The sequence below is a fragment of the Neorhizobium sp. PAMB6716 genome, assembly GCF_058242805.1.
Genome location: NZ_JBZAYW010000004.1, coordinates 70,714 through 90,940, shown reverse-complemented (window position 1 = coordinate 90,940; position 20,227 = coordinate 70,714). Strand labels below are relative to the sequence as shown.

Genomic DNA, 20,227 nt, shown 5'->3' with positions numbered 1-20,227 from the left:
TTTGTCCTTTCTCAGTGACCGCCGCCGCCGCTTTCGGCAGCCGCTGCGACTTCCGTTTCACCACCGGCCGAACCCGCGCCGCCGCCGTAGATGGCAGGCGCGAGATTGGCTTCGGCCAACCAGAAGTCACGTTTTGCATTGACGGCGAGGAGGATCGAATTGACCTTCTCCCGGCTGTCGGCGAGCAATTCGAATGTGTTGGTGATCATGCCATTATATGTGAGGAGAGACTCTTCCTCGATCTTGGTGCGCAGCGGCACCACGCTGTTGCGATAGTGCCGTGCGATGTCGTAGTTCGCGCGGTAGGCTTGATAGGCGGAGCGAGCTTCCGAACGGACGTTAACCGCCTTTTCCGCGAGAACGTTTGCCGCCCGCATGTAAGCCAGTTCCGATTTCCGCATCCGGGCCTTGCCGCTGTCGAAGATCGGGATCACGAATTCCAGCTCTACATTTCCGGTCGTCTGCTTGTGCTTCTCGCCATCCTCGAGTTCTCGCTCGGTCTCGAAGCCGGAGAGAATTTCGAGATCGGTGACGTAGCGCGTGGCTTCCGTCAGCTTGTAGGACTTGGCTGTCGTCGCGAGGTCGAGCTTCGCTATCTGGAGGTCGACCCGACGCTCAAGCGCTTCTGCTTCGATCAGATCGCGCTTGACCAGACCCTTGGGAAGCTGAGGCAGACGGTTCGCAATCTGATAGTCTATGTCCGATCCCCAAAGTCCCATGAGCCGCGTGAGTTCTTCTTTCGCGAGACGGGCTTCAAGCCGTGCCTTGGCGGTCTGTCCGGTGAGTTCGGCGTAGAAGACGTGCTCGCGAGCCTGTCCGCCCTTGGTGAGAGAGCCAGCTTCGCCGATTTTCTGTGCGAGTTCCGAAGCCGCATCTGCGGCCGCCTGCGCCTGGTTGAGCTGGGCTACCGTTTCCCATGAGGCGACGGCGGTGATCCATGCGCGACGCGTTTCGGCGGCGAGCTGTAAGGTCCGCAGGGCCGCATTGAGCTGCGCCTTTCGGAACCCACCGTCGGCGATCTCGACGTTCCGCTTCTGGGTAGCGAGCGCGAGGATGTTGGTGGCGATCACACCTTCGATTGCCTTGTAAGCTTCGAGGCCGGGCGTACCGATCCCCGTCAGACCGATGCCAACGGTCGGGTTCACAAGCATGGTTGACTGCCAGGCATCCGCCGAAGAGTCTCCAAGATCGGCGTAGGCCGCCTGCAGGCCCTTGTTGTTCAGAAGCGCGACCTGAACTGCCGTTTCGACGTCCACGGTCTTTTTCGCCAGCAAGGTCTTCACCCGGCCCGAGACAACCTGAGCGTCTTGGCGGTTCTGCACCCAGACGGTGTCTTTTCCGGTCGCCTCGGCTGTCTTGTTCGCAACATTGGAAAACCCGGCCGTCGCCGCGGAGTATTCCGCAGAGGATACGCATCCTCCGAGAACGAGAGGAAGTGCGACAGTCACGGCACATTTGAGAGTGAAAAGGCTCATGACGCACCTCCGTCCGGAGCTTGCGCGTCATTCTGGTTCCGCCACGGTTTGGGATCGACCGGAACGCGGTGCGTGTAGCCCGCAACGGGGCTATAATAGTGAACGGGACGAACGTCGACCGGGAGGTCGGCGAGGTCGCCCGAAGCAATGACTTCAGGAGGCAACGTGGCAGCACATCCGCTTGCAAAGAGCGGCAAGGCAGCCACCAGAATTTTGAGGTTCATGGTGTAATCCGAATAGGAGATGTCATCGGCGGAACGAGCCAATCATGCTCGTCGACGCACGTTCAGACCCGCAGGGACGGGTTGATCCTATTCAGATATTCGGTGGACGATGGAGGGTCGGGATTTCACCGAACGAGCGCTGATCGTCAATGAGTCTGTGGATCGACGCAACCACGGGGCCGTCTAAAGTGTCCGTAGTTGCGACAATTGCGAAACTTATGCAAAAGTCGTTGCAACAGTTTTGCTTTCCGACTTTCGACTCTGCGTCGTCCGCAGAAACACTAGCATGGTGATCGTGTTCGCCGATTTGAGCGTCGGCGTGCTCCATGGTGTCCGACACTACTGTCGTACCATTGAGCGCCCCGCCGTGCATGGCGGCTGTAGCAGTGGACAGCGAGTACCCTGCCAGTGATACAATAATCACCAGTCTGATCAGAATCAGCAATTTCTTGCATGTGATTCGATACATCGCGCCCATCATTCAACAGCTACCTTCAGCGCAGCCAAATTTCAATAAAAGAAATATGTCAGGAGATTCACGTCGTTTATGTGGCGACGAGTTTTTCCATTATTTGACTTTAAAGGTTCCAACGCTTGTAAGGTCAAGGGCCGCAGCCGATTGCTCCGACATTAAATCTGGATATCTGGCCGTTCCCCGATGGGCTAAGGCGGAACCGTTTCAGAGTTCAGGTGTTACACAGGGTGATTCACCGGGCACCAGTGGCGATCACGCTCGCAAGCCGAGGGAAACATGTCGATGTGCGTTCGCAACATAACAGACCTAACGTGTCGAGTTCTTGCGATACTTTTCATCCTGTCCAATATCCACGGGATGGCGGTGGCGGCGCGCGCATCTGACGATCACTGCCCCTCAGTTTCGTCGTCGTCTAGTCACACTTCTGAAGCTGCTATAGGACGCGCTTGCTGTTCCAGCATGGCCTGCTGTCCCGTCGTAACGCTTGGAGACGTGTTTGTCGCTCCGGATAGACAAAAGATTGCGTTGTCCGTTGCTGTCGAACAACCCGTCAGATCCCTCTCTCTGCAACCGGACTATCCCCCTCCAAAGCTTCTGAACTGAGTTCCGATTTACGAAAACGAATCCAATCAGGAGAACTGAAATGAAAACGCTCGTACGAATTTCGCTCGCCGCTGCGGGTGCCTTGTCATTACTCGCCATCATGCCGGCCGCCTCTTTTGCGGAGATGGCCTATCCGGAAAAGTGCAAGTCCGAGATGGACATGTCAAAGATGGATATGATGTCCGGTGACATGGGCATGGGCGAAATGATGACTGACTATCAGAAGGCATCGATGGAAGGCATGAAGTCTATGCACATGAACATGATGCAGGGCATGATGAAGAAGGACGCAGACGTTGCCTTTGTCTGCGGGATGATCGCCCATCACATGGGTGCGATCAGCATGTCCGAGGTGGAGCTGAAATATGGTGACAACGAATGGGCCAGAAAGACCGCCCAGAAGATCATCGACGCGCAGACCAAAGAAATCGCCGAGATGACTGAGTGGCTCGACAAGGAAGCGAAGTAGGAAGGGAGAACGAACATGCATCACCTTTCAGACGACATGAAAGCCTGCATCGACAATTGTCTCGCCTGCTATCGTGAGTGCTTGTCGATGGCCATGGGGCACTGCCTGGAAATGGGCGGCGAACATACCGAGCTGAAGCATTTCAAGCTCATGATGGCCTGCGCGGAAATCTGCCGAACGTCGGCCCATTTCATGCTCATTGGTTCCGAGCATCACAAGCACGTCTGCCGAGAGTGCGCGGAAATCTGCGCTCAGTGCGCTGAGGATTGCGAACGGGTCGGAGACATGGAGTCGTGTGTAGCGGCTTGCCGCCGCTGTGCGGAGAGCTGCACAAAAATGGCGGCTTGAAAGAAATGGGGGAGAGCACTTTCATCCGTTTTCTCCCCCAACAATCATTCAAACTGTCGTTCAGCCGACGTGGTTACCTCAACATCAGCCTGTGCGTGGATCAACGTGTTTCATCCTTGCCCACGAGGTCCTCGCCGTGACCACCATGGCCATGACCACCGTGGCCATGGAACAGGTGCAGGAGAGGGCAAGCGAACAGGAGAATGTGGGGCGCAAGACCCAATGGATGCGCCCAGTGCTCGCGCAGAAGGAAAAAGGCGAAGATAACCCCGAGCGACGCCGCAAGCAGCATCCATTTTCGATCCCATTTCATATCCGCACGCTCCTCAATCTCAGGGCATTGCCAATCACGCTTACCGACGAAAGCGCCATAGCGGCGGCCGCTATGATCGGGGACAGCAAAAGTCCGAACGAGGGGTAGAGCACCCCGGCGGCTATGGGTACTCCAGCCGCATTGTATATGAAGGCGAAGAACAGGTTCTGGCGGATATTGCTCATTGTCGCGTGGCTGAGTTCTCGAGCCCGCACGATCCCCTGAAGGTCGCCCTTCAGCAGTGTTACGCCTGCACTCTCGATCGCGACATCCGTGCCTGTCCCCATGGCAATTCCGACATCCGCCGCAGCCAGGGCAGGGGCGTCGTTCACGCCATCCCCGGCCATTGCGACCACCCGGCCTTCTTCCCGCAAACGCTTGACGATCTTACTTTTATCTTCCGGCAGGATTTCGGCCTCGACCTCGGTGATACCGAGCCTGCGGGCGACCGCGTCGGCCGTCGTCTTGTTGTCGCCCGTCAGCATGACGACGCGGACCCCTGCCTTGAGCAACGCTTGGACGGCGTCCGGTGTCGTCGTCTTGATCGGGTCGGCAATCGCCAAAAGGCCCGCCACGTCGCCGTCTACCGCGACGAAGATGACGGTTGCGCCTTCTCCCCTCAGCGTCTCCGCCTGGCTGGTGAGAGAGGAGACATCGATATGAGCTTCCTCCATGATGCGGTGGCTGCCTATAATGAGCTTTCGTCCATCGACACTGCCCGTGACCCCTTTGCCGACCGGACTGTCGAAATCTTCCGCGACGCCGAAAACCAGCTGCCGTTCCGTCGCTGCGTTGACAATGGCAGTTGCCAGAGGATGCTCGCTCGCCCGTTCCAGTGTTGCCGCCAGGCGCAGCAGTTCGATTTCCGTCAACCCGTTTATCGCGGCCATCGAGGTCACCTTTGGTTTGCCCTCGGTCAGGGTTCCGGTCTTGTCAACGACCAGGGTGTCGACTTTCTCGAAACGCTCCAGGGCTTCGGCATTCTTGATCAGGACACCAAGGCCCGCACCCCGGCCGACGCCAACCATGATCGACATTGGGGTCGCAAGGCCCAATGCGCAGGGGCATGCGATGATAAGCACCGCGACTGCGGCTACAAGGCCGTGAGCAAAGCGCGGTTCTGGACCCCATATCATCCATGCGGCGAATGCGACGATGGCAATCCCGATCACCACGGGGACAAACCAACCGGAAACTTGGTCAGCTAGGCGCTGGATGGGCGCTCGCGAGCGCTGGGAGTCTGCAACCATGCGGACGATCTGCGCCAGCATAGTGTCGCGGCCGACCTTTCCTGCCTCCATAACGAAGCCACCGGTTTGGTTCATCGTGCCGCCTATCAGCTTTGCACCGACCTCTTTGGTGACAGGCATTGACTCACCTGTGATCATTGATTCATCAACCGAGCTGCGGCCTTCTATAAGGCTGCCATCGACCGGGACCTTTTCACCTGGGCGAACTCGAAGCCGATCCCCGACAACAACCATTTCCAGGTCGATGTCCTCGTCCACACCATCGCGGACGCGGCGTGCCGTCTTCGGGGCAAGGTCAAGAAGTGCGCGGATGGCACCACCGGTCTGTTCACGAGCTTGTAACTCCAGCACCTGTCCAAGCAGTACCAGTACCGTGATGACGGCTGCAGCTTCGAAATAAATGGCTACGGAACCATCTGCGGAGCGGAACGTGGCGGGAAACAGACCAGGTGTAAGGGTTGCAACGACGCTATAAATCCACGCGACCCCGGTCCCCATGGCTATCAAGGTGAACATGTTCAGGCGTATAGTGACGAGCGACTTCCATGCTCGCTCGAAGAATGGAAAGCCTGCCCATAGGACAACAGGTGTAGCAAGAACCAGCTGAATCCAATTCGAGGTCTGGGCACCAAGCACCATGTGAAGATTGGTGAGGTGGCCACCCATCTCCAGCATGAGCACAGGCACGGACAGAACGAGCCCCACCCAGAAACGGCGTCTCATGTCGAGATACTCGGCGCTAGGCCCCGTTTCGGCTGTGACCACTTCCGGTTCAAGTGTCATCCCGCAAATGGGGCAGTTCCCGGGTCCTATTTGCCTTACCTGCGGATGCATAGGGCAAGTGTAAATCACGCCTTCGGTTTGTGTGGTCATCGAACTTGCTGCACCATTCCCCGCCGCGTGACCCTCAGTTGCATGATGGTGATGATGATCTTTGTGTTCATCCATTGGAAAAAACTCCTTGGGTACGTCTCTATTGGGAAGCAAAAGTTGCCTTGGCTCGTCCAAGATGTCGTGGGGAGCGCGACGCGGCTTAGACTCTGCGCGGCGACGCTCGACTTCGACGGCAAATGCTTAGCTTCCGTCCCGATAGGCGACGAACGACATCATTCCGGATGCCATGTGGTAGAGGTGGTGACAGTGGAGGGGCCAACGGCCGGGATTGTTCGCATCGAAGGCTGTGACTACACTTGCCATTGGCGGAACCAGAACGGTGTCCCGCACCGCGCCCTGAATCGTGTTGCCGTTTATACCGATTACCTGGAAATGATGACCGTGCAGATGCATCGGATGCGCCATCATTGACATGTTCTGCATGGCAACCTCGACCCTGTCGCCGTGCCTCACAGTGAGACCATCGCCTCCGTGGATTTGCCAGGTGTAGCCCGCCATGTCGCCAGTCAGGGTGAGAGCGAAACGATGATCTGCGGGACGCGTTGGAAGGGGCTCGACGGCCCTCAGCTGCTGTTCCAGTCCCAGTCCGAGAACAGGTCCATTCGCCGGTCCACGCGAAGCAATCTTGGCAATATCGGCCCTAGGCGAGGCGAGGATGATCCCGGTCCGCTCAAGTGAGCCTTCGCGTAAGGCGAGGATAGAATGGGCTCCCCCAGATTTGGGAAGTTCCAGCCGTATATCTAGGCGCTGGCCCATTGAGATCGGAAACTGATTTCCAGAAATCGGGTGGACAAACTGTCCGTCGACCGCAACAAGACGCCCTGCAAGGCCCCCTGTGTCGATGGTGAACGCCGTTGCCGTCGCGCCGTTGATGATGCGTAGGCGGACCAGACCGCCTTTCTCCGTCGGAACGACCTGTGGGTCGTCGAGCGTTCGATCATTAGCGAGATACGCATCGTACTCGATGTCATTCAGGTCCATGGCTGCCATTCCTGGCATCGCCATACCGGACATATGTCCTCCGTGCATTCCGGCTGCCATGCCCTGCATCATGGCAGCATGGTTCATGGCCAGGCCGCCCTTGGAACGAGAGCCTTTGAGCCTGGCGAGCAATTCCTCGGCGGGTGTGAACGAAAAGTCGTGCAGGAGAATGACGACTTCTTGCTCATCACGCCTCGCGTCATCGGCAGTCCTGACAATTAAGGGGGCGGCCAGCAAGTTTTGTTCCTGCAACGTGTGGGCATGCATCCAGTGTGTCCCCCCGGCACCAACGGGGAACATATAGCGGCGGGCTTCCGCCGGACTTAAAAGTGCAGCCGGATTGTCCGGCACGCCATCCATTTCCCAGGGGGGCGTCAGACCGTGCCAATGGATGAGCGTAGGATCGTCGATATTATTGGAAAGGGTGACGTCAAATTGACTATTCGCTTCCAACGTGATGCCCGCTGTGCCGTCAGGTTGAACGAGCCCGAAGACGCTAGCGGCCTTCCCATTCACTTCGATTATTCGCTTCGCAATGGAAAGCGAACGGGTTCTAATGTTCGACAACGGTTGGAATTTATTGGTTGTCACTTGCGGCCAGGCGCTCGTGGGAAACAATGCGGAAGCCGAACCAGCGACCGCTACACCCGTCACTAGTCTTCCTAAGAATTCACGACGATTCATCTCTTTGCCTCATTTTCTCGTGTCGGCCTTGCCGACGAAACGGCGCCGCGTGGAGATCACGGGCACCGACGATCATCCGCCATGGGGCGGGGAGCGATCAAACAAGGGATCGAGGAGGCGTGAAAGGGGGGCGACAGGTGGAGCCAATGAAGGACGCCTGCGGATCAAGGTATTGCTGAGAGCCGGAATCCAGGTGAAGAACGACAGGGTTCCAAACCGGAAGAATGACGTTGCACAGGCTGCATACGCTTTTGCAGCAAGCCTTCTGCTCGACAGGGTGGTGATCACCTTGTCCAGCTACGTCGCGTTTGGATGTTTCGATATGTTCAACTGGGGATAAGTCGTTATTGCAAAGAGTGGGAGCGGCCTCGGCCATCGGCGCGACGAGGAACATAATTGCGACCAAAACGGCCAGCAATTGTCTCGCGCATCTTCGAATGGTTTGGTTTGCGGCGAACATGTTTTCGCTGGGACCCAATTGTCATATTCAAGCACGATACCATGCCGTTGCAGGAGTTGCGTTGATCTTGATCAAACGCGAGGAGGTTTCGAGCCCCGAAGGTCGAGCCTCCATATGCTCGGATGGTCAAAACTGGGAGGAAGAGCCTCCGGGAAAATGGAGTGTAGCATGGGGATGAATGCGAGCGCGACGAAACTGGCCACTCTTGTGCTTCCAATAGTCGTTTTCGCCACGGCCGTCTCCGTAGCAACCGCTCAAACCGCCGCGCCCGGCAACGTAGTCAAAAGACAGGACGGCATGAAGGCGATGGCAAACGCCGCCAAGATCATCAACTCGATGTTCAAGGACACGTCACCCTACGACGCGAAAGCGTTCAAAGCGGCCGCCGAGACTATTCGGGCTCACTCGGGAGATAGCCTGTCGGCGTTGTTCGACGGTTCCGCCAACACGGCTGGCTCGAAAGCCAGCGCAAGCATCGAAACCGACCGTCAACAGTTCGACAAGTTGGCTGACGATCTTGGCATCTACGCGTCCGCGCTGTCTATCGCAGCTAACCGAAATCCCGACACGCTTGGCCCAGGAACGCGGATGAAGGGGGGCGAGGCCATGATGGGCGGACCCCTGGCAAAGAAGATGGATGCCGCACGAGAAGCGGAATCAATGCCCGCCGAACATGCCTTTCATCTGATGCTTCAAACATGCACCTCTTGCCACGCGAAGTTCCGGATCGAGGGGAAGTAGCGAAATCCCAATGGATGCCTCCAAGTGTGATCGGGTCGAGGCTGTTGGCTTTGGAATTTCGTTCAACTGCCACCCGTTCTCCAGGTATCCCGAGCGACCGGGGGGCTGGCTTCTTTTTTTACGGTGTTTGCAACAGCTTTCGTCAGAAGTGGAGATGAAGGCAGGAAGGATAAGCCCTCACTTCATAGCGTTAACCCCAAACCGGGCATTGATTTCCGGGGTGTCCTTTTCCGTCGCGTTCGCAATCTCTTCAATGATCGGGCAATCCGGTCTATCGTTGCCTTGGCAATGGTTCGCCAGGTGCTTCAGGGTCTTGGTCATGGCTTGTATTGCAGCCGCCTTGCGTTCCAGTTCGGCGATATGCTCAAGAGCAATCGCCTTGACGTCCGCACTCGCTCTGGATCGGTCACGCCATAAGGTCAGAAGCGTTTTCATCTGCTCCACTGAAAAACCGAGGTCACGGGCTCCTCGGACAAACCGCAATGTATGAATGTCGTTATCGCTGTAAGTGCGATAGCTCGCCTCCGTCCGGTGCGCGGGGCTTATCAGCTTGATCTGCTCGTAGTAGCGGATCATTTTAGTCGAAACGCCGCTCGCTTTTGAGGCTTGTCCGATATTCATTTTGATATCCTTCCAGGAGTAGACGGGCGTCCGGCGAGAACCGGACGCCCAGTTTTCAAGCCGGAGTTGCCCGACGAAGCCGGAGCGCATTGCCGAGTACAAACACACTTGACATTGCCATCGCTGCCGCCGCGAATATCGGCGACATAAGGGTGCCGTTCACGGGGTACAATACGCCAGCTGCGACCGGAATCAGCAGGACGTTGTAGGCGAATGCCCAAAACAAGTTCTGCTTGATGTTCAGGATCGTGGCCTTGCTGAGAGCGATGGCTTTCGGCACACCGTTCAGGTCTCCGGACATCAGCACGACATCGGCACTTTCAATTGCGATATCGGTTCCGGTCCCTACCGCCAGGCCTACGTCGGCCTCTGTCAGGGCAGGAGCATCGTTGATGCCGTCACCGATGAAGGCCACCTTTCGGTTGCCGTGCCGAAGTCTCTTGACCGCCTCGACCTTGCCCTCCGGCAAGACCTCGGCAATCACCTCGTCGATGCCAAGTTGGCTGGCAATCGCCTCGGCCGTACGACGGTTGTCTCCGGTGATCATCGCCACCTTAAGGCCGAGGTTATGCAAGGCTTTGATCGCCTGAGGTGTCGTTTCCTTGATCGGATCGGAAACGGCGATGATGACCGCCAGACGTCCGTCGATTGCTGCATAGAGCGGAGACTTGCCGCTGTCGCCGAGCCGCTCGGCTTCGCGGGCGAACCTCGAAACATCGATCTTGTGGAGCTGCAGGGCGCGGTCCGCACCAACAAGGATGTCCGATCCGTCCACTGTCCCGCGCACACCAAATCCAGGTGTCGCCACGAAATTCGTCACAGGGGCCAAACCGACGCCTTTCGCCTTCGCTGCCGATACGATGGCTTCGGCAATCGGATGCTCGGACAAAGACTCCAGGCTGGCAACCAGAGCCAGAACCCGGTCTGCATCGAAACCGTCGGCAATGATGAAGTCTGTCAGCTCCGGGCGTCCCTTGGTCAGCGTTCCGGTCTTGTCGAGAGCGACGACATCTGTCTCACGCAGGTTTTGCAAAGCCTCACCCTTGCGGAACAGGATGCCGAGTTCAGCCGCACGACCAGTGCCGACCATGATCGAGGTCGGCGTTGCCAGACCCATCGCACAGGGGCAGGCGATGATGAGAACCGCGACCGCGTTGACCAGCGCAAAGGTCAGCGCAGGAGAGGGGCCAAAGACGTACCAGGCAACGAACGTGAGGACAGCCGCGAGGATCACCGCCGGGACGAACCAGCCGGTCACCTTATCGACGAGCGCCTGGATCGGCAGCTTTGAACCCTGCGCCGCCTCGACCATCTTGATGATCTGGGCAAGCAGCGTGTCGCTGCCGACCTTGGTGGCCTTGAAGGTGAAAGACCCTGTCTTGTTGATGGTGCCGCCGACAACCTCGCTATCCGAAGACTTCTGGACGGGTACAGGCTCTCCGGTGATCATGGATTCGTCGACGTACGAGCTGCCGTCCACCACAGTGCCGTCGACCGGGATTTTCTCACCGGGTCTGATCCGGATGACGTCGCCGACGACAACGTCGCTGATCTGAATTTCGACGAATTCACCTCCATGCGAGACGAAGGCCGTCTTGGGTTGCAGTCCGACGAGCCGCTTGATGGCCTGGCTGGTCCGGCCCTTGGCGCGAGCTTCGAGGTATCGACCGAGCAGGATCAGCGTGACGATGACGGCCGCAGCCTCGTAATAGACATTCGCGGTTCCTAGAGGCAGAAGGCCAGACAAAAAGGTTGCAACGACCGAATAACCCCAGGCCGCAGACGTACCAAGGACGACAAGCGAATTCATATCAGGCGTCCAGCGCAACAGGTTTGGCACACCCTTCTGGAAGAACCTCAGACCCGGACCAAACAGAACCAAGGTTGCCAGCACGAACTGGAGATACAGATTGTTACGCATCCCAATGGTGTCCATGATCAGTTCATGGACGCCGGGAATGAAGTGAGAGCCCATTTCTAGCACGAAGAGCGGCAGTGTCAGCAACGCCGAGAATACCAGCATACTTTTCAGGGTGCGCATTTCGACGGTGCGACGGTCCTCACCTTCATCGCCGGCATCAGCAACCACCTTGCGGACGTCATATCCGGCACCCCGGACGGCGGCCTCAAGCGCCGTGATCTCAGTCGATCCGGAAATCAGACGAACGGTCGCCTTCTCCGTAGCAAGGTTCACAGCCGCGTCGATGACACCGGGGACTGCCTTCAGCGCCTTTTCCACACGAGAAACGCACGAGGCGCAGGTCATACCTTCGATGCTAAGTTCTTGGGTGACAATCTTGGGCTCGTACCCGGCCTTTTCGATTGCGCGGAGTACCCCGTTGGGGTCCGGCGTTCCGGTAAAGTGAACGGTTGCACGTTCCGTAGCCAAGTTAACATTGGCCGAGGCCACGCCGGGGACGGCAGCAATGGCTTTTTCCACGCGCACGACGCAGGAAGCGCATGTCATTCCCTCGATGCCAAAATCGGTCGCGATGGGCACTGGAAACGCTGGTGTGATCTTCGATATTGCAGTCATCGGATGGGTGTCCTTTTCCTTAACTGCATAGATAGATAAACCTTCCCAGCATGGTAAGGTCAAGCGATGTTTTGCAAGCGCGTGGATGAACGTTGCACAGGGCGCGAATGCGGGCGAGAATGAGGGTGTCGCAAGGGATCAAATCTTCGAACCTTGGAGGGCGATATGAGGCAGCGAGAGGATTCGGCGACACCAGCGGCCACAGTTGCGTTCGTAGATATCGCGGGATTCAGTGCTATTGCGGACGTTTATGGTGACGGGGCTGCACTAGTCATACTTGAAGTATTCGAGGGCATGGTCCGCGACGCCCTCAGCGGCTATGAACCCCCAATAAAATGGATCGGCGATGAGGCGATGCTCTCGTTTCCCGAGCCAGATACAGCGATCCAGGTGCTCGGAACGCTGTTGCAGGCATGTCGTAAAGAATCCCGGCTACCTCTCACTCGGGCGGGGCTGAACCATGGGCCCGTCATCCACAGAGCTGGTGATCTATTTGGATCGACCGTTAACATTGCAGCACGAATCACCGCGCTCGCATCGCCTGGGCAATTGCTTGCAACTCAGCCCATTGCCGAGGCGGCTGTCACAAGGGGTATCGCGGTACGAGACCTCGGCATGGTGGCACTTAGATCGGTAACCGGGGAAGTCCCTTTCTACGAGATCGAGCTTGCTCCGTCGGCTGACCCGGCCTGGATCGATCCCGTGTGTAAGATGCACGCGCCATACTCATCCTACAGGCGGGCCGCGCCGGATGGACCGTGGTTTTGTTCGCCGCGTTGTGAGGAAGCATATCGGCGATCGCCGCGGACCTACGAGGTGCCCCGCTGAAGTGACAAGGCAACCCCTGGCCAGTGAATGGCGATCCCAGCCTCGGCACGATTCTCAATCCGTGAGTTCGCTGGGCGGGCGACAGAGATTCAATGATCCCGTGTAGAGCTACCTCGGCGTCGGGATATCTCCCTGTAGAGCGCTTCCGGCGAGACACCAATTTCGTCTGCCAAACCTCGCCAGTCGCCTCTTGCTGGCAAGGCACCATCGTTCCAGGCTATCCAAGCATCCAGGCGGGCACTGACCGTTCTGAGCGCAGCAATTTCTGACCGCTTTCTGGCGCTCACCAGTTCGCGCGAGAGATGTGCCATCCATTCCCTTGCAAAAATCAGGTCATGTTCCAGCATTTTTCTGACCGCAGGAACGGGCACCAGTAAAGCCTCGGTTGCTGCCGCCGCAACAGCGTCGCAATGATACCGCTCTGAAAACAGCGAAGCTTCAGCCAGTACGGTGCCTGCCGTCGAGCGCTGCAAAAGCGCCTGGTTTCCATCTGCCTGAAAACGGACGAGGTTCACACACCCTCCCGCGATAAGAAAGAGCATGTGTACCGGATCGTCCCGGTGGAATAGATGCTCGCCCTTTACAAAGGACTTTTGAGCAACGGCTTTGGCCGTCAGGTAGCTGACAATTTTTTCCGACATGACAGCTATCATGTCTCCGCCAGTCATTAATTGGCAAGGTCCTGTTATCGAAACAAGCCTACCGAGGAACCATGAAATCTCTATTGGTCGCGCTCCTTTTCTTGCTTCTGCCTTTTTCCGCGTTGGCGCAGGAAAAGCACACGCATTCCTCGCCTTATGCTGGGCAGCAGATGCGCGAAATTAAAAGCCTGTCGGCAGAAGACATCGCGGAATTGGAAGAAGGAGGAGGGTGGGGGCTAGCGAAGGCCGCCGAGTTGAACGGCATGCCAGGACCTTCGCATGTTTTGAAAATGAAGCATGAGTTAGGACTGACGGCGGACCAGGAAGCTTCGACAGTGCGAATTTTCAACAGGATGCGAGAAGACGCCATCGCGGAGGGAAGAAACTTTATCACTCGGGAAACGGCGCTGGAGGCCGGATTTCGCAAGCGCTCTATTTCCCCGAAAAGTCTCCAGGAACGAATTCGCGAGGTCGAAACAAGCCGCTCAAATCTGCGTTTCATCCATCTCGCGGCCCACTTGGAAATGATGGGTGTTCTGAAGGAGGAGCAGGTCAAGCTGTACAATGACCTGCGCGGATATTCTCCCTGATCGGTTGCAGGGTGCGATCCAGCTGAATCGAAACATAACCCGAAGACCTCTTTTCGAAACATGGCTCGTTTGATACGATCTGCTCGTGAGCTCTCTATCTGAACCCCGTCAATTACACGCGCCGTCGAGACGGCGCGTGTTTGTTTGTGCTGAGCCCGATAATTCTAGGCGACGTGGCTGCAGCAGGATTTCTTAAATGACGCTCCGTATCCAGCACTCGCGATCGACGCGATAAATGCCTCGGACGCCATTTGCGACTCGATGGATACGGTCTTGGTGCCTAGATCGACAGCCACCGAAGCGTTCGGATCGACCGTCTTTACAGCCTTTTCTACGGTGCTGACGCAGTGACCGCAGGTCATGTCGGGTATGTTGAGATGGTACATTGGAAGTCTCCGATTCATGTTACTGATGCAATGTGGGGCTTCCAACGGTGGGAGGGTCAAGGGCCTCCAGTCCGGATGTAACGTTTTTTGTATTTTCGGTACACGCGAAGGGATATTAACCGCTTGCGACCTTTCCTGGTGCCTGGAAGGAGTTGACTGCACATTTTCGTGAGATGTCATTCCAATGAAGATGGCTCCGTGCCAAATTAACACCATGAGGTTCATGAAAGTCATCCGTCGACTGCTGTTCGTGACCGCCATGCTCGGGATCATCGTCGGTCCCATTGGCATCGGGGCGGCTGACAGTGCCATGGCCGCCTCGGGGCCCGCCGCGATGGATAGTCTGGCTGAGATGGACATGCCTGACGAAATGCCATGCTGTCCCGATGAACAACCGAGAAAACCAGACTGCGGGAGCAAGTCCTGCCCCCTGGCCGTGCTCTGTACGACGGCGATCGTCGGTCAGCTGGCGACCCCGCATTCGTGGTCGTTGAATGTCGGCTGGACCGCCCATCGGTTCCTTGTTCCCCTTCACGCGGAGCTTGCCTCCTCACTGGTCGATCCGCCAGTACGTCCCCCAAGACTCTGATCCCACGTCATTGAGCACGTTGTCGATTCGGCACGGTCGCAGGTCTGCGTTCGTGCAGTACCGATGGCGATCCATATTGACTGAGGACGAGGTTGCAGACCCGTCCGGACGAGACATTCAATCATGAAACAGATCACCTTCGACGCGAGGATCGCGCTCCTCGCCAGCGCACTGCTGTTCATCACCGCCACGGCTTCCTTCGCCGGAGCGCAAGACTACGAATTCCAGGCCGTCCAGACCGAGATCAAGCAGGGGCCAGGTTCGACCCTGTCGGTACGGCTGGTCGATAAGCGGACGGGCAAGACTGTCCCCGATGCCGTCATCTTCACGACGCGGATGGACATGGCTCCCGATGGCATGGAGACGATGACCACGACGGTGGAGTCAACTACTTCCGCGGAGCCGGGCGTATACGCTTTCACGACGAACCTTTCCATGGAAGGCGGATGGCGTTTCCAGGTCGCCGCCAAGGTTCAAGGCGAGCCTGAGACAGTCAAAGGCGAAGTCGTCTTGAAGGCAATCCCGTGAGCGTCTCACGCATCATTGCCACGCTTTCCCTCGCCGCGATTGTCGGTTGGGCAGGCTATCGGGCCGGGAAAAACGATGTCGGTGCACGCCTGCGGCGGTACGTCGATGATAGCGGTATGGCCACAGAGGCGGAGCCGCGACGCGAAGGAACGGGAGCGGTGATCTACTACCGCCACCCGGACGGGCTGGCCGAGTATTCCGCAAAGCCGAAAAGCACCGACGACGGGCGGCCGTTCGCGACCGTCCGTGCAAGCGAGGATGTCAGCCTCAGCGCGGCCGGCGCGGTCGCACCGTCACCCGACACGGCATCCGTCTCACTCGAGCGTAAAATCTTGTACTACCGCAACCCCATGGGGCTTCCCGACACCTCCAAGGTCCCGAAGAAGGATTCAATGGGGATGGACTATCTCCCTGTCTATGACGGCGAGGTTAGTGACAGCTCCACCGTCAAGGTCTCACTTGGCAAACTCCAGCGGACGGGGGTGAAGACTGCGCTGGCGGAAATGACCACGGTCACCCGGAAAATCCGGGTGCCCGGAACCGTGACGCTCGACGAGCGCATGGTCAGCATCGTCTCGATGCGGGCGGACGCCTTCGTCGAGGACGTCGCTGATGTCACCACCGGTGACCGGATCACTAAGGGAGAAGACCTCTTTCACTTCTATTCGAAGGAGATCGCCACCGCTGGGGCCGAATACGCGACCGAGATGCGCAACGGCGGCAAGGCGGGTCCAGATACGGGGTCGGCTCTGCGGCTGAAGAATCTGGGTGTGCCCACGACAACGATCACCAGCATCGCTACAGAGCGGAAGGTGCCGCAGAGCATCGCCTACACATCGCCGCGAGACGGTGTCGTATTGGAGCGCATGGCCGTGAGCGGCATGATGGCCGAGGCTGGCGATGTTCTGTTCCGTATTGCTGACGTGTCGAAGGTCTGGGTGATCGCCGACGTCCCCGAATACGAGCTTAGCGCCGTCCGCGAGGGAGCCGCAGTCGCCGTCATCATTCGTAATCTGCCCAGCACGACGTTCAAGGGAACGGTCGACCTCATTTATCCGGAGGTCCAGGTGCAAACCCGGACCACGAAGGTCAGGATAGAGCTTCCGAATCCGGACGGTCTGCTAATGTCCAACATGTACGCAGAGGTCGAGATCGAAGCCGGAGCCGGAAATCCGGTCGTCGCCGTTCCCAACAGTTCGATCATCGACACGGGCGACCGCCAGATTGTCTTTCTCGACAAGGGCGAGGGCAGGTTCGAACCGATGGACGTCGCGCTGGGTGTCCGAGGCGAAGACATGACGGAGATCATCAAAGGCATCGCAGCAGGCGACCGCGTCGTTGTTTCCGCCAACTTCCTGCTGGACGCCGAAAGCAACCTCAACGCGGCACTGAGTGCCCTCACGCAGGACGAGGCAAATCCATGATTGCCAACGTCATCGCATGGTCGGCCCGCAACCTCGTCCTGATCCTTGTCGGCGCTGCTCTTTCTATCGCGGGCGGCGTCTACGCGCTGCGCACGCTGCCCCTTGATGCGATCCCCGATCTCTCCGACGTTCAGGTCATCGTGTTCACCGACTATCCGGGTCAGGCTCCGCAAGTGGTCGAGGACCAGGTCACCTATCCGCTAACGACCTCCATGCTGACCGTGCCGAAGTCGAAGGTTGTGCGTGGTTTCTCGTTCTTCGGCGTTTCGTTCATCTACGTGATTTTCGAGGACGGGACCGATCTCTACTGGGCGCGCAGTCGAGTACTCGAATACTTGAATGCCGCAGCTAGCCGTCTGCCGGACGGCGTGTCGCCGAGCCTCGGGCCGGATGCTACGGGCGTGGGCTGGGTCTACCAATATGCCGTCGTCGCCAAGGAACTGTCGCTGGCCGAACTTCGGTCGCTTCAGGACTGGGTCGTGCGCTTTGCCATCTCCAAATCCGAGGGCGTCGCCGAGGTGGCCAGCGTCGGCGGCTTCGTTAAGCAGTATTCCATTGTCGTCGATCCCGCCCGCCTGAAGGCTCAGAACGTGTCGCTGTCGGATATCGCCGATGCCGTGCGCTCCAGCAACCGCGACGTCGGCGGACGAACGATCGAGCTTTCCGAGTTCGAGTTCATGGTTCGGGGCAAGGGCTATCTGCAGGGCATCAATGACATCGAGAGCATCGTACTGAAAACGAATGCTGGCGTCCCGCTGCGTCTCTCGGACGTCGCAAGGGTCGAACTGGTGCCGGACGAGCGGCGCGGCATCACCGAGTTGAACGGTGAAGGCGAGGTCGCCAGCGGCATCGTTCTCCAGCGCGACGGCGCCAACGCGCTGACCGTCATCGAGAATGCGAAGGAAAGCCTTGCAGCGGTGCAGAACAGTCTCCCGGCTGGCACCGAAATCTTGCCCGTCTATGATCGTTCAAAACTCATCAATGCGGCGATCGAGACCCTCAAGGCTACGCTGATCGAGGAATCGATCGTCGTTGCGCTGGTAACCATCGCGTTCCTCCTACATGTGCGTAGCGCGCTTGTGGCGATCATCATGCTGCCGATCGGCATACTGATCGCATTCATGGCGATGCGGGCGCTCGGCCTCGGCTCCAACATTATGAGCCTCGGCGGCATTGCCATCGCCATTGGTGCGATGATTGACGCCGCCATCGTTATGATCGAGAACGCCCACAAGCATCTCGAACGCGCGCCTCCGGACAAACCTCGAACCGAAGTCCTGATCGAAGCAGCAAGCGAGGTTGGTCCGGCGCTGTTCTTCAGCCTGCTGATCATCACCGTGTCGTTCCTGCCGATATTCACGCTGGAATCGCAGGAGGGCCGTCTGTTCGGGCCGCTCGCCTTCACCAAAACCTTCGCGATGGCTGCGGCCGCGCTGCTGTCAATCACGCTCGTTCCGGCGCTGATGATCCTGTTCGTCCGGGGGCGTATCGTTCCCGAACACAAGAACCCACTCAACCGATTGCTGATCTGGATTTACCGTCCGGTCATCGCTGGCGTGCTGAAGGCCAAGAGCCTGACGATCATGGCCGCCATCGTGATCCTTGTTGTGACCGTCTGGCCCGTGCAGCATATTGGCAGCGAGTTCATGCCGAGCCTCGACGAAGGCACGCTGATGTACATGCCCACGACGCTGCCTGGCCTGTCGGTGACCAAGGCCGCCGAGCTGATGCAGACGCAGGACCGCATCATCAAATCATTCCCGGAAGTCGAGACTGTGTTCGGCAAAGCGGGCAGGGCGTTGACGGCAACTGATCCGGCGCCGACCGAGATGTTCGAGACGATCATTACCCTGAAGCCCAAGTCCGAATGGCGGCCCGGGGTTACCTCCGACAGCCTGAAACAGGAGATGGACGCGGCACTTCAGTTTCCCGGCGTATCCAATGCCTGGACCATGCCCATCCGCGCCCGCATCGACATGCTGTCGACGGGGATCAGGACGCCCGTCGGCGTCAAGGTCTATGGCACCGACCTCGACGAGATGGAGAAGGTCGCGCGCAAGATCGAGACCGTCCTCAAGGCGGTGCCTGGAACGTCGAGCGCCTATGCCGAACGGGTCATCGGCGGATACTATCTCGACATCATTTCCGACCGCATGGCTCTGGGGCGCTACGGACTCTCCATCGACGACGTCCAGGACGTCATCGGGATGGCTCTCGGCTCGGAGGTCGTGACGTCAACGGTCGAGGGGCGGGAGCGGTACGGTGTCGCCATCCGTTACCCAAGGGCGTTCCGAAGCGATCTGCAATCGATCGCCCGTGACGTCCAGGTGTCATTGCCTGGAGGCGGTACGGTCCCGCTCGGGGAAGTCGCAGAGGTCAAGCTCACGCGGGGTGCCACGACCATCAGGACGGAGAACGGCCAACTCGCCGTCTACATCTTCGTTGACATTGCCAACCGCGACCTTGGTGGCTACGTTGCCGAAGCGCAAGAAGCTGTGGCGGAAAGCGTCGAGATGCCAGCTGGCTATTCCGTCGCATGGAGCGGCCAGTTCGAATATCTTGAGCGGGCCAAGGCCCGACTGATGATTGTCGTCCCGCTGACGCTCGCCCTGATCTTCCTATTACTCTACCTGAACTTCAAGGCGCTGACAGAGACGATGATCGTCATGCTGTCCCTCCCGTTCGCTCTGGTCGGCGGCATCTGGATGATGTGGTGGCTGGGCTTCAACGCCTCTGTCGCCGTCGCTGTCGGCTTCATCGCTCTCGCTGGCGTGGCGGCAGAGACCGGGGTGATCATGCTGATCTACCTCGATCACGCGCTAAGGGACGAGAAGGCGAAATGCGAGGCCGAAGGCAGGGTATTCGGACGTGAAGACCTCAACAGGGCTATCATGTTCGGAGCCGTCGAGCGGGTGCGTCCGAAGATGATGACTGTTGTCGCGATCATGGCGGGCTTGGTACCAATTCTCTGGAGTACGGGTGCCGGCTCGGAGATCATGCAGCGGATCGCCGTGCCGATGATCGGCGGCATGGTATCATCGACACTGCTGACGCTGGTCGTAATCCCGGCAGTCTACGGGCTGGTCAAGGGTTATGGATTCAAGGCGGCGCGCACGGAAAAGCAAGTCCCCGCATCCTTGGCCGCACATTAAGTTTGATAAGGAGAA

19 protein-coding genes are annotated in these 20,227 nt (G+C 58.2%); 9 read left to right on the top strand and 10 right to left on the bottom strand.

What is annotated here, in order from left to right:
• Positions 1 to 11: 11 nt before the first annotated feature.
• The 3 genes from AC4CWH_RS26705 to AC4CWH_RS26695 all read right to left on the bottom strand — a co-directional run bounded on the left by AC4CWH_RS26705 (position 12) and on the right by AC4CWH_RS26695 (position 2,177).
• The gene (locus tag AC4CWH_RS26705; RefSeq protein WP_234614089.1) at positions 12 to 1,475 is read right to left on the bottom strand and encodes a TolC family protein; all 1,464 of its coding nucleotides are present in this window, start codon (positions 1,473 to 1,475) and stop codon (positions 12 to 14) included.
• Entirely contained in the window at positions 1,472 to 1,699 is a 228-nt protein-coding gene (locus AC4CWH_RS26700; RefSeq protein ID WP_071207921.1) for a hypothetical protein, read from the bottom strand. Before AC4CWH_RS26700 ends, AC4CWH_RS26705 begins: the two co-directional genes overlap by 4 nt.
• A gap of 91 nt (positions 1,700 to 1,790) precedes the next feature.
• Entirely contained in the window at positions 1,791 to 2,177 is a 387-nt protein-coding gene (locus AC4CWH_RS26695) for a hypothetical protein (RefSeq protein WP_234614175.1), read from the bottom strand.
• A 640-nt stretch (positions 2,178 to 2,817) separates the two neighbouring features.
• Here AC4CWH_RS26695 and copM point away from each other — a divergent pair.
• Together copM and AC4CWH_RS26685 are read left to right on the top strand one after the other, a co-directional pair.
• Entirely contained in the window at positions 2,818 to 3,246 is a 429-nt protein-coding gene (copM, locus tag AC4CWH_RS26690) for a CopM family metallochaperone (RefSeq protein ID WP_234614087.1), read from the top strand.
• Positions 3,247 to 3,261: 15 nt separating this feature from the next.
• The gene (locus AC4CWH_RS26685) at positions 3,262 to 3,594 is read left to right on the top strand and encodes a four-helix bundle copper-binding protein (RefSeq protein WP_234614086.1); all 333 of its coding nucleotides are present in this window, start codon (positions 3,262 to 3,264) and stop codon (positions 3,592 to 3,594) included.
• A gap of 100 nt (positions 3,595 to 3,694) precedes the next feature.
• Here AC4CWH_RS26685 and AC4CWH_RS26680 read toward each other — a convergent pair whose 3' ends face one another.
• The 3 genes from AC4CWH_RS26680 to AC4CWH_RS26670 all read right to left on the bottom strand — a co-directional run bounded on the left by AC4CWH_RS26680 (position 3,695) and on the right by AC4CWH_RS26670 (position 7,716).
• Positions 3,695 to 3,907, bottom strand: a complete 213-nt coding sequence (locus AC4CWH_RS26680) for a DUF2933 domain-containing protein (protein ID WP_234614084.1) — start codon at positions 3,905 to 3,907, stop codon at positions 3,695 to 3,697.
• Complete coding sequence (locus AC4CWH_RS26675; protein ID WP_491322553.1) at positions 3,904 to 6,105, bottom strand: copper-transporting P-type ATPase; 2,202 nt, start codon at positions 6,103 to 6,105, stop codon at positions 3,904 to 3,906. The genes AC4CWH_RS26680 and AC4CWH_RS26675 overlap by 4 nt, the downstream gene beginning before the upstream one ends.
• A gap of 126 nt (positions 6,106 to 6,231) precedes the next feature.
• Positions 6,232 to 7,716 (bottom strand): multicopper oxidase family protein, encoded by a 1,485-nt coding sequence (locus AC4CWH_RS26670; protein ID WP_234614081.1) that lies wholly within the window; start codon positions 7,714 to 7,716, stop codon positions 6,232 to 6,234.
• Between the two features lie 634 nt (positions 7,717 to 8,350).
• Between AC4CWH_RS26670 and AC4CWH_RS26665 the strand changes: the two genes are divergently transcribed.
• On the top strand, positions 8,351 to 8,917 hold the full coding sequence (locus tag AC4CWH_RS26665; protein WP_234614173.1) for a c-type cytochrome: 567 nt from the start codon (positions 8,351 to 8,353) through the stop codon (positions 8,915 to 8,917).
• A gap of 177 nt (positions 8,918 to 9,094) precedes the next feature.
• Here the strand turns inward: AC4CWH_RS26665 and cueR are convergent, their stop codons facing one another.
• Together cueR and AC4CWH_RS26655 are read right to left on the bottom strand one after the other, a co-directional pair.
• Positions 9,095 to 9,538, bottom strand: coding sequence for a Cu(I)-responsive transcriptional regulator (cueR, locus tag AC4CWH_RS26660; protein WP_070149913.1), 444 nt, complete (start codon positions 9,536 to 9,538; stop codon positions 9,095 to 9,097).
• A 55-nt stretch (positions 9,539 to 9,593) separates the two neighbouring features.
• Positions 9,594 to 12,074: a heavy metal translocating P-type ATPase gene (locus tag AC4CWH_RS26655; RefSeq protein ID WP_234614079.1), complete on the bottom strand. Its 2,481-nt coding sequence runs from the start codon at positions 12,072 to 12,074 to the stop codon at positions 9,594 to 9,596.
• Positions 12,075 to 12,239: 165 nt separating this feature from the next.
• On the opposite strand from AC4CWH_RS26655, the gene AC4CWH_RS26650 reads away from it, so the two are divergent.
• Positions 12,240 to 12,902: an adenylate/guanylate cyclase domain-containing protein gene (locus tag AC4CWH_RS26650; protein ID WP_234614074.1), complete on the top strand. Its 663-nt coding sequence runs from the start codon at positions 12,240 to 12,242 to the stop codon at positions 12,900 to 12,902.
• An 89-nt stretch (positions 12,903 to 12,991) separates the two neighbouring features.
• Here the strand turns inward: AC4CWH_RS26650 and AC4CWH_RS26645 are convergent, their stop codons facing one another.
• Positions 12,992 to 13,543 (bottom strand): Crp/Fnr family transcriptional regulator, encoded by a 552-nt coding sequence (locus AC4CWH_RS26645; protein WP_491322552.1) that lies wholly within the window; start codon positions 13,541 to 13,543, stop codon positions 12,992 to 12,994.
• A gap of 71 nt (positions 13,544 to 13,614) precedes the next feature.
• Between AC4CWH_RS26645 and AC4CWH_RS26640 the strand changes: the two genes are divergently transcribed.
• Positions 13,615 to 14,133 (top strand): hypothetical protein, encoded by a 519-nt coding sequence (locus AC4CWH_RS26640; protein WP_234614072.1) that lies wholly within the window; start codon positions 13,615 to 13,617, stop codon positions 14,131 to 14,133.
• A 164-nt stretch (positions 14,134 to 14,297) separates the two neighbouring features.
• On the opposite strand, the gene AC4CWH_RS26635 is transcribed toward AC4CWH_RS26640, so the two are convergent.
• Complete coding sequence (locus tag AC4CWH_RS26635; protein WP_071207883.1) at positions 14,298 to 14,519, bottom strand: heavy-metal-associated domain-containing protein; 222 nt, start codon at positions 14,517 to 14,519, stop codon at positions 14,298 to 14,300.
• Positions 14,520 to 14,742: 223 nt separating this feature from the next.
• On the opposite strand from AC4CWH_RS26635, the gene AC4CWH_RS26630 reads away from it, so the two are divergent.
• From AC4CWH_RS26630 to AC4CWH_RS26615, 4 genes are all read left to right on the top strand, one after another.
• Positions 14,743 to 15,108 carry a hypothetical protein gene (locus AC4CWH_RS26630; protein ID WP_491322551.1) on the top strand — a complete coding sequence of 122 codons (366 nt, stop codon included), beginning with the start codon at positions 14,743 to 14,745 and terminating at the stop codon, positions 15,106 to 15,108.
• Positions 15,109 to 15,231: 123 nt separating this feature from the next.
• Positions 15,232 to 15,636, top strand: a complete 405-nt coding sequence (locus tag AC4CWH_RS26625; protein ID WP_234614070.1) for a FixH family protein — start codon at positions 15,232 to 15,234, stop codon at positions 15,634 to 15,636.
• Positions 15,633 to 17,060 (top strand): efflux RND transporter periplasmic adaptor subunit, encoded by a 1,428-nt coding sequence (locus tag AC4CWH_RS26620; protein ID WP_234614065.1) that lies wholly within the window; start codon positions 15,633 to 15,635, stop codon positions 17,058 to 17,060. Before AC4CWH_RS26625 ends, AC4CWH_RS26620 begins: the two co-directional genes overlap by 4 nt.
• Positions 17,057 to 20,212: an efflux RND transporter permease subunit gene (locus tag AC4CWH_RS26615; protein WP_234614063.1), complete on the top strand. Its 3,156-nt coding sequence runs from the start codon at positions 17,057 to 17,059 to the stop codon at positions 20,210 to 20,212. The genes AC4CWH_RS26620 and AC4CWH_RS26615 overlap by 4 nt, the downstream gene beginning before the upstream one ends.
• Positions 20,213 to 20,227: the final 15 nt, after the last annotated feature.

What these genes read in the sequence shown, in the direction of transcription:
- AC4CWH_RS26705 (WP_234614089.1), bottom strand. Translation starts at nt 1,475, where the DNA reads ATGAGCCTTTTCACTCTCAAATGTGCCGTGACTGTCGCACTTCCTCTC.
- AC4CWH_RS26700 (WP_071207921.1), bottom strand. Translation starts at nt 1,699, where the DNA reads ATGAACCTCAAAATTCTGGTGGCTGCCTTGCCGCTCTTTGCAAGCGGA.
- AC4CWH_RS26695 (WP_234614175.1), bottom strand. Translation starts at nt 2,177, where the DNA reads ATGGGCGCGATGTATCGAATCACATGCAAGAAATTGCTGATTCTGATC.
- copM (WP_234614087.1), top strand. Translation starts at nt 2,818, where the DNA reads ATGAAAACGCTCGTACGAATTTCGCTCGCCGCTGCGGGTGCCTTGTCA.
- AC4CWH_RS26685 (WP_234614086.1), top strand. Translation starts at nt 3,262, where the DNA reads ATGCATCACCTTTCAGACGACATGAAAGCCTGCATCGACAATTGTCTC.
- AC4CWH_RS26680 (WP_234614084.1), bottom strand. Translation starts at nt 3,907, where the DNA reads ATGAAATGGGATCGAAAATGGATGCTGCTTGCGGCGTCGCTCGGGGTT.
- AC4CWH_RS26675 (WP_491322553.1), bottom strand. Translation starts at nt 6,105, where the DNA reads ATGGATGAACACAAAGATCATCATCACCATCATGCAACTGAGGGTCAC.
- AC4CWH_RS26670 (WP_234614081.1), bottom strand. Translation starts at nt 7,716, where the DNA reads ATGAATCGTCGTGAATTCTTAGGAAGACTAGTGACGGGTGTAGCGGTC.
- AC4CWH_RS26665 (WP_234614173.1), top strand. Translation starts at nt 8,351, where the DNA reads ATGAATGCGAGCGCGACGAAACTGGCCACTCTTGTGCTTCCAATAGTC.
- cueR (WP_070149913.1), bottom strand. Translation starts at nt 9,538, where the DNA reads ATGAATATCGGACAAGCCTCAAAAGCGAGCGGCGTTTCGACTAAAATG.
- AC4CWH_RS26655 (WP_234614079.1), bottom strand. Translation starts at nt 12,074, where the DNA reads ATGACTGCAATATCGAAGATCACACCAGCGTTTCCAGTGCCCATCGCG.
- AC4CWH_RS26650 (WP_234614074.1), top strand. Translation starts at nt 12,240, where the DNA reads ATGAGGCAGCGAGAGGATTCGGCGACACCAGCGGCCACAGTTGCGTTC.
- AC4CWH_RS26645 (WP_491322552.1), bottom strand. Translation starts at nt 13,543, where the DNA reads ATGTCGGAAAAAATTGTCAGCTACCTGACGGCCAAAGCCGTTGCTCAA.
- AC4CWH_RS26640 (WP_234614072.1), top strand. Translation starts at nt 13,615, where the DNA reads ATGAAATCTCTATTGGTCGCGCTCCTTTTCTTGCTTCTGCCTTTTTCC.
- AC4CWH_RS26635 (WP_071207883.1), bottom strand. Translation starts at nt 14,519, where the DNA reads ATGTACCATCTCAACATACCCGACATGACCTGCGGTCACTGCGTCAGC.
- AC4CWH_RS26630 (WP_491322551.1), top strand. Translation starts at nt 14,743, where the DNA reads ATGAAAGTCATCCGTCGACTGCTGTTCGTGACCGCCATGCTCGGGATC.
- AC4CWH_RS26625 (WP_234614070.1), top strand. Translation starts at nt 15,232, where the DNA reads ATGAAACAGATCACCTTCGACGCGAGGATCGCGCTCCTCGCCAGCGCA.
- AC4CWH_RS26615 (WP_234614063.1), top strand. Translation starts at nt 17,057, where the DNA reads ATGATTGCCAACGTCATCGCATGGTCGGCCCGCAACCTCGTCCTGATC.